Origin of the sequence: Marinobacter sp. ST-43 (assembly GCF_030541085.1) — a bacterium.
Taxonomy (GTDB): Bacteria; Pseudomonadota; Gammaproteobacteria; order Pseudomonadales; family Oleiphilaceae; genus Marinobacter; species Marinobacter nauticus.
This window is the reverse complement of record NZ_JASSVO010000006.1, coordinates 62,749-78,063: the sequence shown is the minus strand read 5'-3', so window position 1 is coordinate 78,063 and position 15,315 is coordinate 62,749. Positions and strand designations below refer to the sequence as shown.

Annotated in this window: 18 protein-coding genes; 9 read left to right on the top strand and 9 right to left on the bottom strand. The window is 58.2% G+C overall.

Annotation, left to right across the window (positions count from 1 at the left end; all coding sequences use genetic code 11):
* Positions 1–9 precede the first annotated feature (9 nt).
* Positions 10–471: a universal stress protein gene (locus QPL98_RS10525; RefSeq protein WP_011786548.1), complete on the bottom strand. Its 462-nt coding sequence runs from the start codon at positions 469–471 to the stop codon at positions 10–12.
* On the bottom strand, positions 443–2,062 hold the full coding sequence (locus tag QPL98_RS10520; RefSeq protein ID WP_113880292.1) for a BCCT family transporter: 1,620 nt from the start codon (positions 2,060–2,062) through the stop codon (positions 443–445). Before QPL98_RS10520 ends, QPL98_RS10525 begins: the two co-directional genes overlap by 29 nt.
* A gap of 104 nt (positions 2,063–2,166) precedes the next feature.
* Here QPL98_RS10520 and cadR point away from each other — a divergent pair, with 104 nt between their 5' ends.
* Together cadR and QPL98_RS10510 are read left to right on the top strand one after the other, a co-directional pair.
* Positions 2,167–2,631, top strand: coding sequence for a Cd(II)/Pb(II)-responsive transcriptional regulator (gene cadR, locus QPL98_RS10515; RefSeq protein ID WP_011786550.1), 465 nt, complete (start codon positions 2,167–2,169; stop codon positions 2,629–2,631).
* A 64-nt stretch (positions 2,632–2,695) separates the two neighbouring features.
* Positions 2,696–3,337 carry a cation transporter gene (locus QPL98_RS10510; protein ID WP_011786551.1) on the top strand — a complete coding sequence of 214 codons (642 nt, stop codon included), beginning with the start codon at positions 2,696–2,698 and terminating at the stop codon, positions 3,335–3,337.
* A gap of 5 nt (positions 3,338–3,342) precedes the next feature.
* Here QPL98_RS10510 and QPL98_RS10505 read toward each other — a convergent pair whose 3' ends face one another.
* The 3 genes from QPL98_RS10505 to QPL98_RS10495 all read right to left on the bottom strand — a co-directional run bounded on the left by QPL98_RS10505 (position 3,343) and on the right by QPL98_RS10495 (position 5,936).
* Positions 3,343–3,804 carry a DUF6174 domain-containing protein gene (locus QPL98_RS10505; RefSeq protein WP_011786552.1) on the bottom strand — a complete coding sequence of 154 codons (462 nt, stop codon included), beginning with the start codon at positions 3,802–3,804 and terminating at the stop codon, positions 3,343–3,345.
* Positions 3,789–5,705: a M12 family metallo-peptidase gene (locus tag QPL98_RS10500; RefSeq protein ID WP_303293213.1), complete on the bottom strand. Its 1,917-nt coding sequence runs from the start codon at positions 5,703–5,705 to the stop codon at positions 3,789–3,791. The genes QPL98_RS10505 and QPL98_RS10500 overlap by 16 nt, the downstream gene beginning before the upstream one ends.
* A gap of 102 nt (positions 5,706–5,807) precedes the next feature.
* The gene (locus tag QPL98_RS10495; RefSeq protein ID WP_022990834.1) at positions 5,808–5,936 is read right to left on the bottom strand and encodes a hypothetical protein; all 129 of its coding nucleotides are present in this window, start codon (positions 5,934–5,936) and stop codon (positions 5,808–5,810) included.
* Between the two features lie 94 nt (positions 5,937–6,030).
* On the opposite strand from QPL98_RS10495, the gene rrtA reads away from it, so the two are divergent.
* The gene (gene rrtA / locus QPL98_RS10490) at positions 6,031–6,630 is read left to right on the top strand and encodes a rhombosortase (protein WP_368389048.1); all 600 of its coding nucleotides are present in this window, start codon (positions 6,031–6,033) and stop codon (positions 6,628–6,630) included.
* Here rrtA and QPL98_RS10485 read toward each other — a convergent pair.
* A complete protein-coding gene (locus QPL98_RS10485; protein ID WP_011786555.1) occupies positions 6,590–7,516 on the bottom strand; it encodes an AEC family transporter in 927 nt (308 codons plus the stop codon). The two genes, rrtA and QPL98_RS10485, sit on opposite strands and share 41 nt — an antisense overlap.
* Positions 7,517–7,706: 190 nt before the next feature.
* Here QPL98_RS10485 and QPL98_RS10480 point away from each other — a divergent pair, with 190 nt between their 5' ends.
* From QPL98_RS10480 to QPL98_RS10455, 6 genes are all read left to right on the top strand, one after another.
* Positions 7,707–8,156 (top strand): cytochrome c, encoded by a 450-nt coding sequence (locus QPL98_RS10480; RefSeq protein WP_011786556.1) that lies wholly within the window; start codon positions 7,707–7,709, stop codon positions 8,154–8,156.
* 10 nt (positions 8,157–8,166) lie between these two features.
* Positions 8,167–9,582: a cbb3-type cytochrome c oxidase subunit I gene (locus QPL98_RS10475; protein ID WP_153740642.1), complete on the top strand. Its 1,416-nt coding sequence runs from the start codon at positions 8,167–8,169 to the stop codon at positions 9,580–9,582.
* A 61-nt stretch (positions 9,583–9,643) separates the two neighbouring features.
* Positions 9,644–10,594, top strand: coding sequence for a 4Fe-4S binding protein (locus QPL98_RS10470; RefSeq protein ID WP_153740641.1), 951 nt, complete (start codon positions 9,644–9,646; stop codon positions 10,592–10,594).
* A 16-nt stretch (positions 10,595–10,610) separates the two neighbouring features.
* Positions 10,611–12,434, top strand: coding sequence for a nitric oxide reductase activation protein NorD (locus tag QPL98_RS10465; protein WP_153740640.1), 1,824 nt, complete (start codon positions 10,611–10,613; stop codon positions 12,432–12,434).
* An 11-nt stretch (positions 12,435–12,445) separates the two neighbouring features.
* A complete protein-coding gene (locus QPL98_RS10460; protein WP_153740639.1) occupies positions 12,446–13,021 on the top strand; it encodes a cytochrome c oxidase subunit 3 in 576 nt (191 codons plus the stop codon).
* A 12-nt stretch (positions 13,022–13,033) separates the two neighbouring features.
* A complete protein-coding gene (locus tag QPL98_RS10455) occupies positions 13,034–13,273 on the top strand; it encodes a cytochrome C oxidase subunit IV family protein (RefSeq protein ID WP_011786561.1) in 240 nt (79 codons plus the stop codon).
* A 168-nt stretch (positions 13,274–13,441) separates the two neighbouring features.
* Here the strand turns inward: QPL98_RS10455 and QPL98_RS10450 are convergent, their stop codons facing one another.
* From QPL98_RS10450 to QPL98_RS10440, 3 genes are read right to left on the bottom strand one after another with little or no spacing between them, the layout of a single operon-like run.
* A complete protein-coding gene (locus QPL98_RS10450) occupies positions 13,442–13,816 on the bottom strand; it encodes a hypothetical protein (protein ID WP_278350460.1) in 375 nt (124 codons plus the stop codon).
* Positions 13,788–14,570 (bottom strand): CbbQ/NirQ/NorQ/GpvN family protein, encoded by a 783-nt coding sequence (locus tag QPL98_RS10445; protein ID WP_153740637.1) that lies wholly within the window; start codon positions 14,568–14,570, stop codon positions 13,788–13,790. Before QPL98_RS10445 ends, QPL98_RS10450 begins: the two co-directional genes overlap by 29 nt.
* Before the next feature lie 13 nt (positions 14,571–14,583).
* Positions 14,584–15,315 carry a hypothetical protein gene (locus tag QPL98_RS10440; RefSeq protein ID WP_303293211.1) on the bottom strand — a complete coding sequence of 244 codons (732 nt, stop codon included), beginning with the start codon at positions 15,313–15,315 and terminating at the stop codon, positions 14,584–14,586.

The following is a 15,315-nucleotide window of genomic DNA, read 5'->3' as shown; positions in this document are numbered from 1 at the left end:
ACAAGGACCTTACTCGCTCTCTACAGGTCCGTCGCTCTCGTTTTTCTCCATACTGGGAAGCACCAGCACCGAACAAGGGGCATTGACCGACACATACTCCACCGTTGCCTTGCGTAACGGCCAGTGGCTGCCGCCGCCACGGGAGACCAGAATCATCAGGTCTGCACACAGCTGGCCGGCCAGTGCCACCAGTTTCTCACCGGCCGAACCGGCCACCACGTGCAGGATCGCCTCCCGGTTCAGGGGCAGGTATTTCCGGGCCAGCAGATCCAGGTGGTGCCGCACCTGTTCTTCTTTGTCTTCCGGTGCTTCTTCGGTGACGTGAGGAAAGAAACCGCTGCCACCCGGGTTGAAGACACTGGCCAGGTGCAACTCGCCACCCTCCTCCAGAAGCTTCAGGGCCGCTTCCAGTGCACGCTTGCCCTCCCCGTCGTCTTTCGGATCAATCGCGATCAGCAGCTTCCGGTACATAACCTTTCTCCTGTTTGGGTTCAGAATCGGCTTCCACTTCCGGGAAGGCGCGGCCTCGCACCAGCTCATCCACACTGTAGCCGCGATAATCGGCGTGCAGGGCGCGATAGAGGGACACCGCCATAAAAACCAGCAGAATACAGAACGGTAAACCAAGTGAAGTGATCACGTTCTGCAGAGCATCCAGCCCGCCGGCAAGCAACAGAGTGGCCGCAATTACCCCTTGGGCCGCCGCCCAGAAAATCCGTTGGCGAATGAGCGAAGGCTGGTCGTCCCTGCGTGTCAGCATATCAATCACCAGGGAGGCGGAGTCCGATGACGTGGTAAAGAAAATGACAATAATGACCACACTCAGAGCAGAAGCCGCCTCCGCCAGCGGAAAAACATCAAGAAATGCAAAGATGGCCACCGACGGATCCCTCTGCACCTGATCCGCCAGTGCCACCAGGCCATTCATCTCAACGTTGATGGCAGAGAGACCAAAGATGCCGAACCACACCAGCGTAAACGCGGTTGGCGCAAACAGTACGCCGGCTACGAACTCCCGAATGGTTCGCCCTCGGGAAATCCGGGCAATGAAAATACCCACATAGGGCGCCCAGGAAATCGTCCAGGCCCAGTAGAACAACGTCCAGTTGCGTTGCCAGTCCGACTCGCGAAAGGTTTCTGTCCAGAACGCCAGCCAGGGCAAGGCATCAAAATAATCACCCACGCTCTGAACCATACCTTCGGCAATAAACACGGTAGGGCCCAGAGCAAATACAAACAGCAGCAACACAATCGCCAGCAGAATATTCACCTGGGACAGCCGCCGCACCCCTTTGTCCAGACCTAGCGCTACCGAGGTCGCTGCAATGCTGGCAATAACCGTAATCAGCAGAACCTGAACCCAGCCCGCGGAAGGAACACCGAACAGGTAATTCAGTCCACTGTTCAGCTGCAACGTGCCCAGCCCGAGCGACGTCGCCACCCCGAACAGCGTGCCCAACACCGCGATAACGTCCACCGCCCAGCCCCATGGACCAAAGGTGCGCTCACCAAGAATCGGGTAGAACAGGCTGCTGATACGCATGGGAAGGCTGTGGCGATAGGAGAAATAGCCAATGGCCAGCCCCGGCATGGCAAAGATGGTCCAGGTGTGAAGGCCGAAATGATAGAGGGCAATGGTCATGGCGTCGGTAGCGGCCTGCTCGGTGCCGCCCTGCACACCATCGAATGGCGGATTGGCAAAGTGGGACACCGGCTCAGCCACCCCCCAGAACATGAGGATAGTGCCAATGCCAGCAGCAAACAGCATGGTGAACCAGGTGAGATTCGAGTAGTCCGGCCGACTGTCATCCGCCCCAAGGCGAATGCTGCCGTAGCGACTGAGCGCCAGACCAAGAAGAAAAATCAGAAGCGAAGACACCGCCAGGATATAGAACCAGCCCAGGTTACGGGCCACCCATCCGGTCAACTGCCCGAAACTGCTGGCCACAGCCTGGTCAAAAGGAATCGCCAAAGCCACAAACAGCGCGGCAATAGCAGCTGAGCTAAAGAACACTCCGGGTATTGTCTGCAAGCCCAGTCGGTGTTGCAGGCGATCCAGCACAGTAGCCTCCTCATTCCATGAAATCACCGCGCCACTGTACCATAGTGACAGTATCGTCTTCGGGCTGAGACTTGACCGATGTCAGGCATTCAAGGGAATACATCATGAAAATTGGAGAGTTGTCCCGGCAGGCCGGTGTTCCGGTAGAAACTATCCGTTATTTTGAAAAAATCGGGCTGATGGCCAAGCCAGAGCGCGGCGAAAACGGATATCGCTATTATCGTCAGGAACACCTCGACCGCCTCCTGTTCATCCGGCGCTGCCGCAATCTGGACATGGCCCAGGACGAAATTCGTGAACTCATCCGGCTGGCTGAAAAACCCACCGCCGATTGCTCAGACGTCAATGCCCTGCTGGCTCGACACCTGTCACATGTGCGGGCCAGGCTCAACGAACTGAAAAGCCTGGAACAGATGCTGGTCAACCTACAGAACGCCTGTTCAGACCCGCGGACCATCAGGGAATGTGGGATTCTGGGCGGGCTCAGCGACGAATTGGCCACCATCCCGGAACCCACCGCATCGGATAACCATGTACCAGGCACTCATGGATCAGGCCATCATGATTAGCAGGTGTTGACCCTGTAGCAAATACAGGGTTTTTAATGGAGACACTTAAACATTGGAGGTCTCTATGGCGTGTTCCTGTTCTGCACCTGAACCCAAAACTCCCGCTCCGGGGTTCCGAAAAGCGCTTTGGCTGGCGCTGTGGGTGAATCTGGTGATGTTTCTGGTGGAAGGCTTCGCCAGCCTGCAATCCGGGTCCGTTTCCCTGATGGCCGATGCCATCGATTTCTTTGGCGACAGCGCCAACTATCTGCTTTCTCTGAGCGTTCTGGGAATGGGGATGCTCTGGCGCGGGCGGGCGGCGATGGTAAAAGGTCTGACCATGGCCGTGTTCGGACTGGTGGTCTGGGGCCGGGCCGTCTGGGTACTGCAAAGCGGCATCACGCCCGAACCACTGACCATGGGCATGGTGGGGCTGCTGGCGCTTGCCGCCAATGTCTTTGTTGCCGTGATGCTGTTCCGGTTCCGGGACGGTGACTCAGACATGCGCTCGGTCTGGCTTTGCAGCCGCAACGACGCTATCGGCAATATGGCCGTTATGGCCGCCGCACTGGGCGTGTTCGGCACCGGCAGTGCCTGGCCAGATCTGATCGTCGCAGCCATCATGGGTACGCTGGCCGTCACCGCCGGAGTTAGCGTGGTTCGCCATGCCCGCGCCGATATCAACGACGCGAAGCGTGACGCACAATTGCAGGTCAGCGAGACCTGAGTCTCTCAGAAAGGCTGGAAATCCGATAGACGGTAGGAGAATTCATCGTCTGCGATGAATGGGCTACCGTCCACTTCCAGCCGTACCGGGAACCCATAGCGTTGATCGTACTCAGCGACCAGGGTTTCTGCACTGTGCCGGGCTTTATCAATAACACCCAACAAACCATCAATGGTCAGGCGCCTGGGGTCCAGAATATCCGGATGGTTGATCGGCTGTTCCAAACCTTCAACATCGATCACCGTTCCCTCGCGCACAGTCACTCGCATGGGCTGGAGCAGGTCGGGCGGGCAGAAACAGGTTTGCCACACCGTAACCTCGTAACTGTCGATACCATGGGCTTGCCAAACGGCCTGAGCCTGTTGAAAATCCAGCACCGGGGTATTGTCTTTGCCGGCGCCGGCGCAACCCGCCGCCAGCAATGACACCACCAGCACCAGGCCTGTGCAGGTTATCTGACGTTCCACCACCGCCTCCTTCCAACGATCACGGCCGTCAGAGCAACCAGCAACCACCCCGCGCCCAGGCTGCCACCGCCACCGGATGAATCGCCACCCTGGTCTTCGTCGGTCGAGGTTTCCTCGAGCTCCGGCATGATTGCCGGAACCGTCTCACTGCTGGCAAACTGACCACCGTTGATAGCAACCAGTCGGTATTCGTAGGTATATCCCGCCACCGGTGTCTCATCGACATAGCTCTCGGTACCGTGAGGAGCCGTTGCCAGCAACTGCCACGGGGTATATTCAGTTCCTGTACGGCGGCGTTCAATCCGATATCCGGTCTGAGGACCAGCATTCTCGGTCCAGGCCAGCAGCACACGGCCCGCCTCGGCCACAGCGGTCAGCCCCTCGGGAGCAACAGGGGCGTTGTTCCAGCTTATGCTCGCTGAATTGCCGGGCAATGAACGCACGCCCTCCAGCACGGCCACCACGCGATAGGCATACTCACCAGTCGCGATCAAAGACGCATCGCGGTACTGATTCGTGCCCGCAGACAAGGTCACAGACAGGTCGGAATAGGCGGTCTCGCCAGGGGCCATACGTTGCACAACATAGCCAGCTTCTGTGGTCTCGCTTGGTTGCCATTGCAGAAACGCACTCCGGGCCTCCGGTGTCACCACCAGGTCACCAGGAGCCGCAACCGCGGTGGGCGCGACCTCAAAACGGCTTTCCAGCGTATTGTTGGCCGGCTGCAAATCCAGTACTTCACCACTCAAGCTGATCAGGGAGACCCGTTGATTCAGGGTCAGATTGGCTTCGGTACCTGAATATGCCTGAATCGCGAGCTGGTGTCCCTGAGCATCGGGGATAAGATCGGAACAGCTATAGGACCGGGATGAGATCTCGCAAGGCACACTGTCAACGGTGACCATCTCCAGCCGGGTGTCTGTGCCCGTCAGTTCGCCCGTGACTTCCAATCGATCTGCATTTTCGGAAGCGCTCTGATAGCCAATATCAAAAAAGGCCTGGAACTGGCTCTGTCCCGGTATCCTCTCAGGATTTGTGGTTACCGCCGTGAGCATGGTATCGGCCGGAAAATTGAAACACTGTTCCAGCGCCGGTTGCTGGTTAATGGTATTGATCAGATTGGTTTCAGAACACGACGAAAACCGGGTCGCATCCGGGTTTGCCCAGGGGCTCATGATGAATCCGGTCGAACAGCTGTTCTGCTGCTCATCATGATTGGCACCGAAATTATGACCGAGCTCATGGGCAACGACGACGGCGGTCAGCACGTTGGAGTCAAACGCATTGGTGACGCCGGTACCGTAACCGTTGCCATCACACAGAGTGCCCACCCAGGCCAGCCCGGCCGTGCTTCCATCAAAATCCCTTCCGCTCACCAGATGCAACAAGGCGCGCCGATTCTGCTGAAACGGAAGATTACCGCCGGCCACCTGTGTCTGTACATCATCCAGCAGATCATTCGCTGAAGTGGATGTAGTGAAGGTATTCGTCTTCAGGAAAGTTAGACTCAGGGTGTCCAGGCCAATACCAAACTGCTCGAAATAGAACCCTTCCACCAGATTCAGAATACTGACGGCCCGGTCCTGGAAATCATCGGGGAAACGTTGCTGGAATTCGAGATCGAACACCACCTCCAGCTCCAGCAGCAGGCAGGCTCCTTCTACCCGGCTGTCGCAGAGGCTGTCGTAGCTCGCAGACACCGCCTGCGCCATCATTGGCGTAAGAACACGATCAGGAGCAATAACGGCACTGCTGTGTACATGGTCAACACCGCAGCTGGGAGCGACATCAAACCCAAAGCTCTTAGTGACCAACTGCTGACTGTCCTGCCGGCCACCAATCACATGCATACGCCCAAACAGGTAGGCCATACCTTCCCAGCCATTCTGCAGGCGAGACACCCTTACCCAGCTGTCCGGGTCGACCGCCACCTTACCCTGGAAGTGGCGGCCCGAGGCGAGTGCCTGGTGCGCCCCCAGGGCTGAGACCAGCCGATTGTTGGCTTACAGCTCAACTTCGTAATCCTGGCCATCTATCCACAAATCCAGTGACTCCGAAGCGCTGGCATGAATTGAGAACAACAACAGCCAGACATGAACCAGTATCGGGAAAAGGTACAGCAAACGTCTCACGGGCGAATCCTTTTCTGTTAAGGCAATTGGAATTCGCGCAAACTAATAGGCTTGGCAGGGCGAGACCAGCCCGAACCAGTAACAATCTGCATTTATGAGAGACATGTCCCGCATGAGGGTTCGAGTAGTTAACAGGTCGGCACTCTTGTTATGCATGGTGCTTGTATTTTCATTTTTTCTTCCACCGCAATTGTTGCAGTGGCAAACGGACACAATCACATCCGGACAGTGGTGGCGCTTGTTTACAGGTCACCTGGTTCACCTGAACGTGAACCATCTCCTGTTGAATCTGGCAGGCGTGCTCATTCTCGCTCTTCTGTTCCCACGCTTCCTGCCTGCCGACAGGTTACTCTGGATCACACTGCTGATGGCCGCAGCGATCTCCCTGGGGCTATTGTCGCTCCGGCCAGACCTGGCCAGCTATCGAGGATTCTCCGGCTGTATCCACGGCCTGGCCGCAATTCTGGCAATGAGAGGGCTGAAAACGGATCGCTGGTTTTCCATCACACTGCTTGCAGCACTGTCCGTGAAACTTGTATTGGAAGGCGTTGGACTGGACCGTTCCGAGACCACGGCCCTGATTGGAGGGCCGGTAATCTGGGAGGCCCATGCACTGGGTTTCGCTTCCGGACTGCCGATTGCCGGAGCCGGCTTTATCCGGCGCCGAACGCCAAAGCAATCATCACTGGAATAAAACCGAGGGCAAACAAGGTACTGAGCAACGTAGTACCCGCTGCCTGCCTGGGTGAGGCCTCCAGCAAAGTCGCAATCACCACGGTATTGGCGGCAATCGGTGTGATGGAAATCAGGAAAATGGCCTGATGCACCGCCGGCTCGTAGATTCCCAGAAGCGCTGAATCCACCCACCAGAACACAATAGCCACCAATGGCCAGATCACAAACTTGCCGAAAAATGCCAGCGCCGTGAACCGAGGGTTGCCGGCCAACCCCCGGAAGCTTGTAATGCCCATGCCGATAATCATCATACCTAGAATGCTGTAGGCACCTCGCAGGTTATCAAACAGCGGCACGAAAATATCCGGAATGCCTATCCCGGCCAGATTCAGGACCACCGCTGCCAGAAAGGCATACACCGAAGGCAGCTTAAGCACCCGCCACAGTGCATCCTTGATGCTGTACCGGCCCCTTGCGGCAAGATAGAAGCCAACGGAATTCTCAAAAAGCGTCGTACCCAGCATACAGACAATATAAAGCCCCAGCCCCTCTTCCCCGAACAAAAGCAATGCGACTGGCACCCCGAAGTAACCGGTGTTACCCGAGCCTACGCACAGGGGAATTATGTTTGCACTGCCATCGGACAGCGCCTTTTTGGCCAGTTTCAACTGAACCAGCCCCAGTACCGATGACGTTCCGAAAACAAGGAAGGGGAGCAGAATCACCTCAGGGCTCAGCGGCGCCGCCATTACGCCGGAAAACACCACTGACGGTGTGACGATGTAGAGCATGATGCCGGCTATATGTCGGCCACTGGCTTCCAGGAACCGACCCGCTATCCAACCCAGTGCAACGGTGACATAAAGCGGAAGAAGTTTAAGCAGCAGGGCCAGGGCGGCAGACATGATCTCTCCGGGCGTAAAACCTTGAAAATACAACCAGCGGGGCAGTCTACCACCTACCCATCAAGAGGTAACTCCCCAGCGCAATAGAGAAACCCGGGATCATCTTTGATAATCATCAATAGCATTAGGGATGCATCTTTATATCCTAGTGGGGCAGTCAGGTATTCGTAACAACCAAGGAGAGAGACCAATGGCCGAGCGCTTTACCAAAAGCATGGCCAGGAACATATATCTGGGAGGAAGTGCCTTCTTCGTCCTGCTGTTCCTGGCCCTGACTTTTGACACTCAGCTGCGTGCTATGCCCGAGCGGGATAACCGCGACGAGCTCACCGAACAGGTGGTGCGCGGCAAACATCTGTGGGAAGAGAACAACTGTGTCGGTTGTCATTCCATCATGGGCGAAGGCGCTTACTTCGCTCCCGAACTGGCCAACGTGTTTGACCGCCGTGGCGGCGGTGATACTGAGGTCTTCAAGGCATACATGAAAGCCTGGATGAACGCCATGCCCACGAATATTCCGGGCCGGCGCCAGATGCCGAACTTCAATCTGAGCGATTCCGAGATCGAAGACCTGGCCGCTTTCCTGGAGTGGACATCCAAGATCGACGACAACGGTTGGCCACCCAACATCGAGGGGTAAGGGAGCAGATATGAAATACGAATCTCAAAGGGTCGCCATGCCCTACTTCATCTTTGCCCTGATTCTGTTTGCCGGCCAGATTGTGTTCGGCCTGATTCTGGGTCTCCAGTACGTTGTCGGTGATTTCCTGTTTCCGGAAATTCCTTTCAACGTTGCGCGGATGGTGCATACCAACCTGCTGATTGTCTGGCTGCTCTTCGGCTTCATGGGCGCCACCTACTACATGGTTCCGGAAGAAGCCCAGACCGAACTGCACAGCCCCCTGCTGGCGTGGATTCTGTTCTGGGTGTTCGCGGCAGCTGGCACGCTGACCATCCTGGGCTACCTGTTTGTGGACTACGCCACCTTGGCAGAAGTCACCATGAACAAGTTGCTACCCACCATGGGCCGGGAGTTCCTGGAGCAACCTACGATAACCAAGATCGGCATCGCCGTGGTTGTGGTGGCCTTTCTGTACAACATTTCCATGACCGCCCTGAAAGGTCGCAAGACCGTGGTCAACATCGTACTGATCACCGGTCTGGTAGGCCTGGCCGTATTGTGGCTGTTCTCCTTCTACAACCCCGGTAACCTGGCCACCGACAAGTACTTCTGGTGGTTTGTGGTACACCTGTGGGTAGAAGGCGTGTGGGAACTGATCATGGGTGCCATCCTGGCCTATGTGTTGATCAAGCTCACCGGTGTAGACCGCGAGGTGATCGAGAAGTGGCTGTACGTGATCATCGCCATGGCGCTGATTACCGGCATCATCGGTACCGGCCACCACTTCTTCTGGATCGGGCCGCCCGAGTACTGGCTCTGGCTGGGTTCTGTGTTCTCTGCACTGGAACCGCTTCCGTTCTTCATGATGGTGGTCTTCGCCTTCAACATGATCAACCGTCGCCGACGCAACCACCCGAACAAGGCCGCCATGCTGTGGGCCATGGGTACAACCGTCATGGCATTCCTGGGCGCTGGCGTGTGGGGCTTCCTGCACACTCTGGCTCCGGTGAACTGGTACACCCATGGTAGCCAGATTACCGCAGCCCACGGCCACATGGCCTTCTATGGCGCCTACGTAATGATTGTACTGACCATCATTTCCTACGCCATGCCAATCATGCGCGGTCGCCCCTACGGCAACAGCAATACCGCCCAGATTGTGGAAATGTGGGGCTTCTGGCTGATGACCATCTCCATGGTGTTCATCACCCTGTTCCTGACCGCTGCCGGCGTCCTGCAGGTTTGGCTGCAGCGTCTTCCGGAAAGCGGTGAAGCGCTGTCCTTCATGGCAGGCCAGGATCAGATCGCCCTTTTCTACTGGATGCGATTTGTCGCCGGTGCCTTCTTCATGGCCGGTCTGGTGGTGTACTTCGGTAGCTTCTTCATCAAGGGCGAAGCCAGCCCGGCTGAGGAAGTCCGTGGTCCTGCCACGGCAGACGCCTGATAAAGTCTGATCGCCGGGGCCTTCGGGCCCCGGCACATTCCCGAAACCCTGGACAACCTCTGTGCATGCGCAAGCCGTCAACCCGAAAGACACCCTCCAGCAGAAGCGCCTGATTACCCGCAGCGCCTTCTTCCTGCTGTTTTTGCTTGCGCCCGTACTCAATATTTTCCGTTACGACCTGACCGAAACCCGCTTCATACTGCTGGGCTTTCCCCTGTCGTTTAACCTGAATCTGGACTGGGTCGCCCAGAGCACTCCCGCCGAGGTGGCTGGCCAGATCCTGTTCTGGTTTGTCTTGCCCATTCTGGTGCTGGTGCCTCTGGTTCTGTGGATTGCCTTCAGGTGGGGCCGCCTGTATTGCGGCTGGCTGTGCCCCCACTTCTCCGTGGTAGAAACCATCAACGACCTGATGACCCGCATTACCGGCCGCCCAACCCTCTGGGAAGCCCTGAAAAAAGGCAGCACAGGCAAGGCCATTCACTGGGCCGGCCTTACTCTGGTGTGCGCCCTGATCGGTTTTTCCTGGGCCCTGGCATTACTTTCATATCTGCTGCCACCGATGGCCCTGTATACCGATCTGGTGACAGGCCAGCTTGGGCTGTATCCCGGCATTTTCCTGGCGGTAGCAACCGCTGTTTTTACCTTCGATTTCCTGTTTGCCCGGCACCTGTTCTGCAAATATGGCTGCGCCGTGGGGCTGGTACAAAGCATCGCCTGGATGACCAACGGCAAGGGCCGGGTGGTTACCTTCGATACCAAACGCGCTGCCGCGTGCCGGGACTGTACCAAAGCCTGCGACGAAGCCTGTCCCATGCGCCTGCCCACCCGCAGCCATAAGCGGGCGAAATTCAGCTGTACCCAGTGCCTGCAGTGCGTGAGCGCCTGCCGGGAAGTACAGAAAGACAACCCCGAAGGCTCCCTGCTGACCTGGGAGCCCGGCGAACCTGGCAAACAGACGGTGCTGATTCCCGTGCGCCAGGTGGAATCCACCCCGCGACAATCACGGGCCTGAACGACGAGGACACGAGATGGAAGAGTGGGTCGGACTGAAATGGCACGACTACGTAACCCGCCAGGCCATGGGCGAATTCCCCGAGTATGCCGTGCATCTGAAAGACGAAGCCCGCACACTCGGTGTCATGTTCCGGGCCATGGGCGGAGACCCTGCTCTGAGTCTGGTGACTGCTGAGCCCCGGCATTTCCAGATTCGCCGGCGATTCCTGCAAAAGCTGGCCGGCACCCACCGCAAATTTGAACTGGCCTGGCGCGATGAAGAAAGCCTGCGCCTGCCAGACAGACTGGCCCTGTTCCCGTCCCGCAAGGTGAACCGGGAGCTGTACCTGTGGCTGGCAGCCCTCGCGTCGCTCGGCGAAATTCACCACCACAGCTGGCTGCAAGGCAATCAGGCCATGGTGCAGGAACTGCTGAGCCGCTGGCCGGGCCTGGAGCCCATGTACCAGCGGCTGGTAAAACACACGCTGCAATGGCGTCCGGAACCAGACAGCCTTCGTGGCAACGAAGCCAGGCGCGAGGCCGCCATTCGCCAGGCCCTGATTCACCCGGGCAGCGTAGACGACCTGCCAGAAGCCCTGACCGACCCCTGGCCGGTGGTGCTCTGGCTGTATCCGGTACTGGGCCGGGGCAAACTCAAAGGCCAGATCATTGGCGACGACAACACCATGTCCAAATCCGGCGGCCTGGCCAAAAAACGCAAACGCCGCCGCGCCGAACGGGTGGATGCTTTCGATAAAGACCAGGGGCTGATGCTGTTCCGGCTGGAAAGCCTGTTTTCCTGGTCTGAATTCATTCCCATCGACCGCGCCGGCGACGACAGCGAAGAGGAAGACGCCGATGCCGTGGCGGACGACATGGACATGATCTCCGTGTCCCAGGACCGGCGCGAAGCCTCCTCCGCAATCAAGTTCGACCTGGACCTGCCCTCGGAAGAAAATGACGACCTGCATTTGGGCCCGGGCATTCATCTGCCGGAATGGGACTGGCGCCGCCAGGATTACCGGGCAAAATTCTGCTGCCTGCAGCCACTGCTCAGCAAAGACGCCACGCCGTCGCCGCTGCCAGAGCACCTGAATCGCTCCGCCAGGACCCTGCGTCGCCAGTTCAGTGCGCTGAAACCTCTGCGCCAGTGGGAACGCCGGCAGCTGGAAGGGGAAGAGCTGGACCTGGACGCATGCCTGGAACGCATGGTGCAGCACAAACGCGGCATTGGCGAAGTGGATCAGAAGCTGTTCCGCCAGTGCAAGCAGAACCAGCGGGACCTCGCCTGCCTGGTGCTTACGGATATTTCGCTGTCGACCGATACCTACATCAATAACCACCAGCGGGTGATCGACATCGCCCGGGACGGCCTGCAACTGCTGAGCGAAGCTCTCACCGCCAGCCGCGATCCGTTCGCCCTGTTTGCCTTCTCCTCCAGGCGGCGGGACCACATTCGCTTCCACCACATCAAGAGTTTCGACGAGCCATACAACGACACCACAAGAGGCCGTATCCAGGCCCTGGAACCGGGCTACTACACCCGTATGGGCGCCGCCATCCGTCAGTCCATAAAACTGCTACAGACCCGGCCAGAGCACCAGAAAATCTTACTTCTGCTGACCGACGGCAAACCCAACGACCTGGACCTGTACGAAGGTCGCTACGGCGTGGAAGACACCCGCATGGCCGTGCAGGAAGCCCACAAGGCCGGGCTGACCCCGTTCTGCGTGACCATCGACGAAGAAGCCAACGAATACCTGCCCTACGTGTTCGGCAGCAGCAACTTCGTGGTCATCAAAGACCCGACCCAACTGCCCGGCCAGCTACCCAAGCTGTACATGAACCTGACCCGTTAACGGAGACTGTCATGGCTGACGTACAAGCCGCCCACAGGCGGCACCTGCCCGGCGACATCGCGGTATGGTTTTTCATCTTTGCGGAACTGGCCGTGTTCGGCATTCTGTTTATCGGCTATGGCGTGGCCCGAAGCCTGGACCCGGCCACCTTCTCCGCCGGCAAGGAGGCCCTACATCCCTGGACCGGACTGATCAACACCGTTGGCCTGATCACCGCCAGCTACCTGGTCGCCCTGTCCGTTCATCGCCTGCGCAACCGGAAAACCGGCACAACCGCCCTGCTCTGGGCCGCCATCGCGGCGTCGTCCATTTACACCTTCGGCAAGCTCTACGAATACGCGGACCTCTACGCCAACGGCTACAACCTGGGCACCGACACCTTCTTCATGTTCTATTTCTTCCTGACGTTCTTCCACTTCATGCACGTGGTGCTGGGCCAGATCATCCTCGTGGTGCTGGCGGTAAAGGTGAAAAAAGGCGACTACAACGGCGACGACATGAACGGCATGGAGTCCGGCGCCTCCTACTGGCACATGGTCGACCTGGTGTGGCTGGTGCTGTTCCCGATGCTCTATGTCCTGGCCTGAGGAGACTTTCTGATGCTAGTGGTCTATATCGCGCTGATGATCTGTACGATGACGCCAGTTTTGGCCTTGCAGGCCGGTGCGGACATGTCGGTTTTGGTCTGGCTGGTGTTTGGGCTGGTGATCGTAAAAGCGGTTTTACTCGTTGATCACTTTATGGAAATGAAACATGCCCCCTGGGGCTGGCGTATGGCAGCTCAGGGCTGGGCGGTTGTCGTTGTCTCGGTTCTGGCAGGAATTCACCTGGCAGGCTAATAGCACGCGCCGCGGAATCCCGTGAGAAGGATCGAACGGCGGGGTCGGGTAGGTCCTTCCAAAAATTTGTGGAGCCATGGATGGCGGAACAGAAGCGCCACATGGATGTGCCGCAAGGAGCGTTTTTTGGAAGGACCTACCCGACCCTGCCTTGCACCAAACCTCAAGTTACAACAATCGCCGCGGAAACATAGGCGGCTTGTTGCCAATAGCCTGCGCCAGAGCAATCATCCCCCAGAGTACGAACGACGTGTGCAGAACGACAGCCCAGACAATGGCATAGGTCCAGAATAACCCGGTGTTGCCGTAGATGAGCCAGCAAACAGCAACCCCCGAACTGATCAGCATAGCTCCCAGTATCGACATATAAACCGCCGCCTTGCTATGGGCCCGCCGCAACGCATGCGCATCACCGGATTTCATGGCAATCGTCAGTAACACAACGAAGCCGATAATTGGCAACGCCAGCAGGTTCAGCAAATACCAGATAACCGGAGCAATCGCCCCGGGCGGTTCAGTCTTCGGACTGCCCGAATACGGCATACACCACCTCCATCAGTGCATTCACAGTCACCGCATCATCCGACAGCGGCTCAATCATCCCGGCCCGGCAGGCCTCGATGTGGGGCATACCGGATGCGATCAGGTATGCGGTGTGAATCAGCAGGCGAGTCGACGCTGCTTCCTCCAGATCGTGATCTTTGAGCTTGCGCAGCGAGGTTGCCAGCCCCACCAGCTGCTTCGCCAGGTCGGCATCGCAACCGGACTCCTCCTGCACGATGGTCTGCTCCACATCCGGCGTCGGGTAATCGAAGCTCATGGAGACGAACCGCTGCCGGGTACTGGGCTTCATGCCCTTCAGCAGGCTCTGGTAACCCGGATTGTAGGACACCACCAGCATGAATCCGGGGGCGGCTTTCAGCAGCTCTCCGGTGCGCTCGATGGGTAACTCCCGGCGGTCGTCCGCCAGCGGGTGCAGTACCACCGTGGTATCCTTTCGTGCTTCCACCACCTCATCAAGGTAGCAGATTCCGCCTTCCCGTACCGCCCGGGTCAGGGGGCCGTCCTGCCAGTAGGTGCCGTCGGGGCCGATCAGGTGGCGGCCAACCAGGTCAGAGGCGGTAAGGTCGTCGTGGCAGGCCACGGTGTAGACCGGTCGACCTAGTTTTTCCGCCATGTAGCGGACAAAGCGGGTTTTGCCACAGCCGGTGGGGCCTTTGATCAGTACCGGCAGGCCGTTGTCGGCAGCGGCGGTGAACAGTTCGACTTCGTTGCCGGCGGGTTGGTAGAAGGTCATAAACAGCTTCCTTTTAAGGCTGGGAATCGGGTGTGGCAAAGCCGTGCACCCATTCCGGAAAAAGATTGAATATCTGGCGATCGTCGCTGCGCTTCAGCTGCAGCAACGCCTTCAGACACGGCTGCAATTCAGGATTCGCGCTGTCTGTTTTACCGTTGGCATACCAGCCAGCACCACGGACCGGCTCGCCCTGCCAGGTGATGGCCAGGCCCTGGGATTCCAGAAACGGCGTAACCAGCCCAAGTTCAGAGACCGACGCATGGGTGTTGTTGTGCAGCAACAAACCCAGGGCCGAGTTGAAATCCCCCGCTTCGTATCGCTGGCCCGGTTTCGGGGTTACACCCACCGAGGCCAAAGCTCGCAAAGCCAGACGACCGGATACCGGATCGCTTCCAGCGACCAAAGACACATCCCGGTCGTCCAGTTCTTCCAGCGACCGCACCCCAGCAGTTTTACGGGTTACCCAGACCGGAACGGGGTAGTTGCCAAAGGCATTGACGGCGTCCAGCACACGCCGGTTATCAGAACCATCGGGCCGGTAAACCAGGTCACTGTCGCCGGCCCGATTGAACAGCAGCTCGGCCTCACAGTCCCGGGCCTTGAGATAGCGCTGCAACCGATAACTGGCGACCGTGGTTGAGCGCGCCTCCGTCATCACCTCAACCCGCACGGAACCATACTCCTGAGCCGCGCCTGCGTTACTGGCCAGCATCAGAAACAGCCAGGTGCCGATCGCTGGTTTCAT

Bases quoted from the DNA above. Each gene is read 5' to 3' on its own strand.
- QPL98_RS10525 (WP_011786548.1), bottom strand. From the start codon at position 471: ATGTACCGGAAGCTGCTGATCGCGATTGATCCGAAAGACGACGGGGAG.
- cadR (WP_011786550.1), top strand. From the start codon at position 2,167: ATGAAAATTGGAGAGTTGTCCCGGCAGGCCGGTGTTCCGGTAGAAACT.
- QPL98_RS10510 (WP_011786551.1), top strand. From the start codon at position 2,696: ATGGCGTGTTCCTGTTCTGCACCTGAACCCAAAACTCCCGCTCCGGGG.
- rrtA (WP_368389048.1), top strand. From the start codon at position 6,031: ATGAGAGACATGTCCCGCATGAGGGTTCGAGTAGTTAACAGGTCGGCA.
- QPL98_RS10485 (WP_011786555.1), bottom strand. From the start codon at position 7,516: ATGTCTGCCGCCCTGGCCCTGCTGCTTAAACTTCTTCCGCTTTATGTC.
- QPL98_RS10480 (WP_011786556.1), top strand. From the start codon at position 7,707: ATGGCCGAGCGCTTTACCAAAAGCATGGCCAGGAACATATATCTGGGA.
- QPL98_RS10475 (WP_153740642.1), top strand. From the start codon at position 8,167: ATGAAATACGAATCTCAAAGGGTCGCCATGCCCTACTTCATCTTTGCC.
- QPL98_RS10465 (WP_153740640.1), top strand. From the start codon at position 10,611: ATGGAAGAGTGGGTCGGACTGAAATGGCACGACTACGTAACCCGCCAG.
- QPL98_RS10460 (WP_153740639.1), top strand. From the start codon at position 12,446: ATGGCTGACGTACAAGCCGCCCACAGGCGGCACCTGCCCGGCGACATC.
- QPL98_RS10455 (WP_011786561.1), top strand. From the start codon at position 13,034: ATGCTAGTGGTCTATATCGCGCTGATGATCTGTACGATGACGCCAGTT.
- QPL98_RS10450 (WP_278350460.1), bottom strand. From the start codon at position 13,816: ATGCCGTATTCGGGCAGTCCGAAGACTGAACCGCCCGGGGCGATTGCT.
- QPL98_RS10445 (WP_153740637.1), bottom strand. From the start codon at position 14,570: ATGACCTTCTACCAACCCGCCGGCAACGAAGTCGAACTGTTCACCGCC.
- QPL98_RS10440 (WP_303293211.1), bottom strand. From the start codon at position 15,315: ATGAAACCAGCGATCGGCACCTGGCTGTTTCTGATGCTGGCCAGTAAC.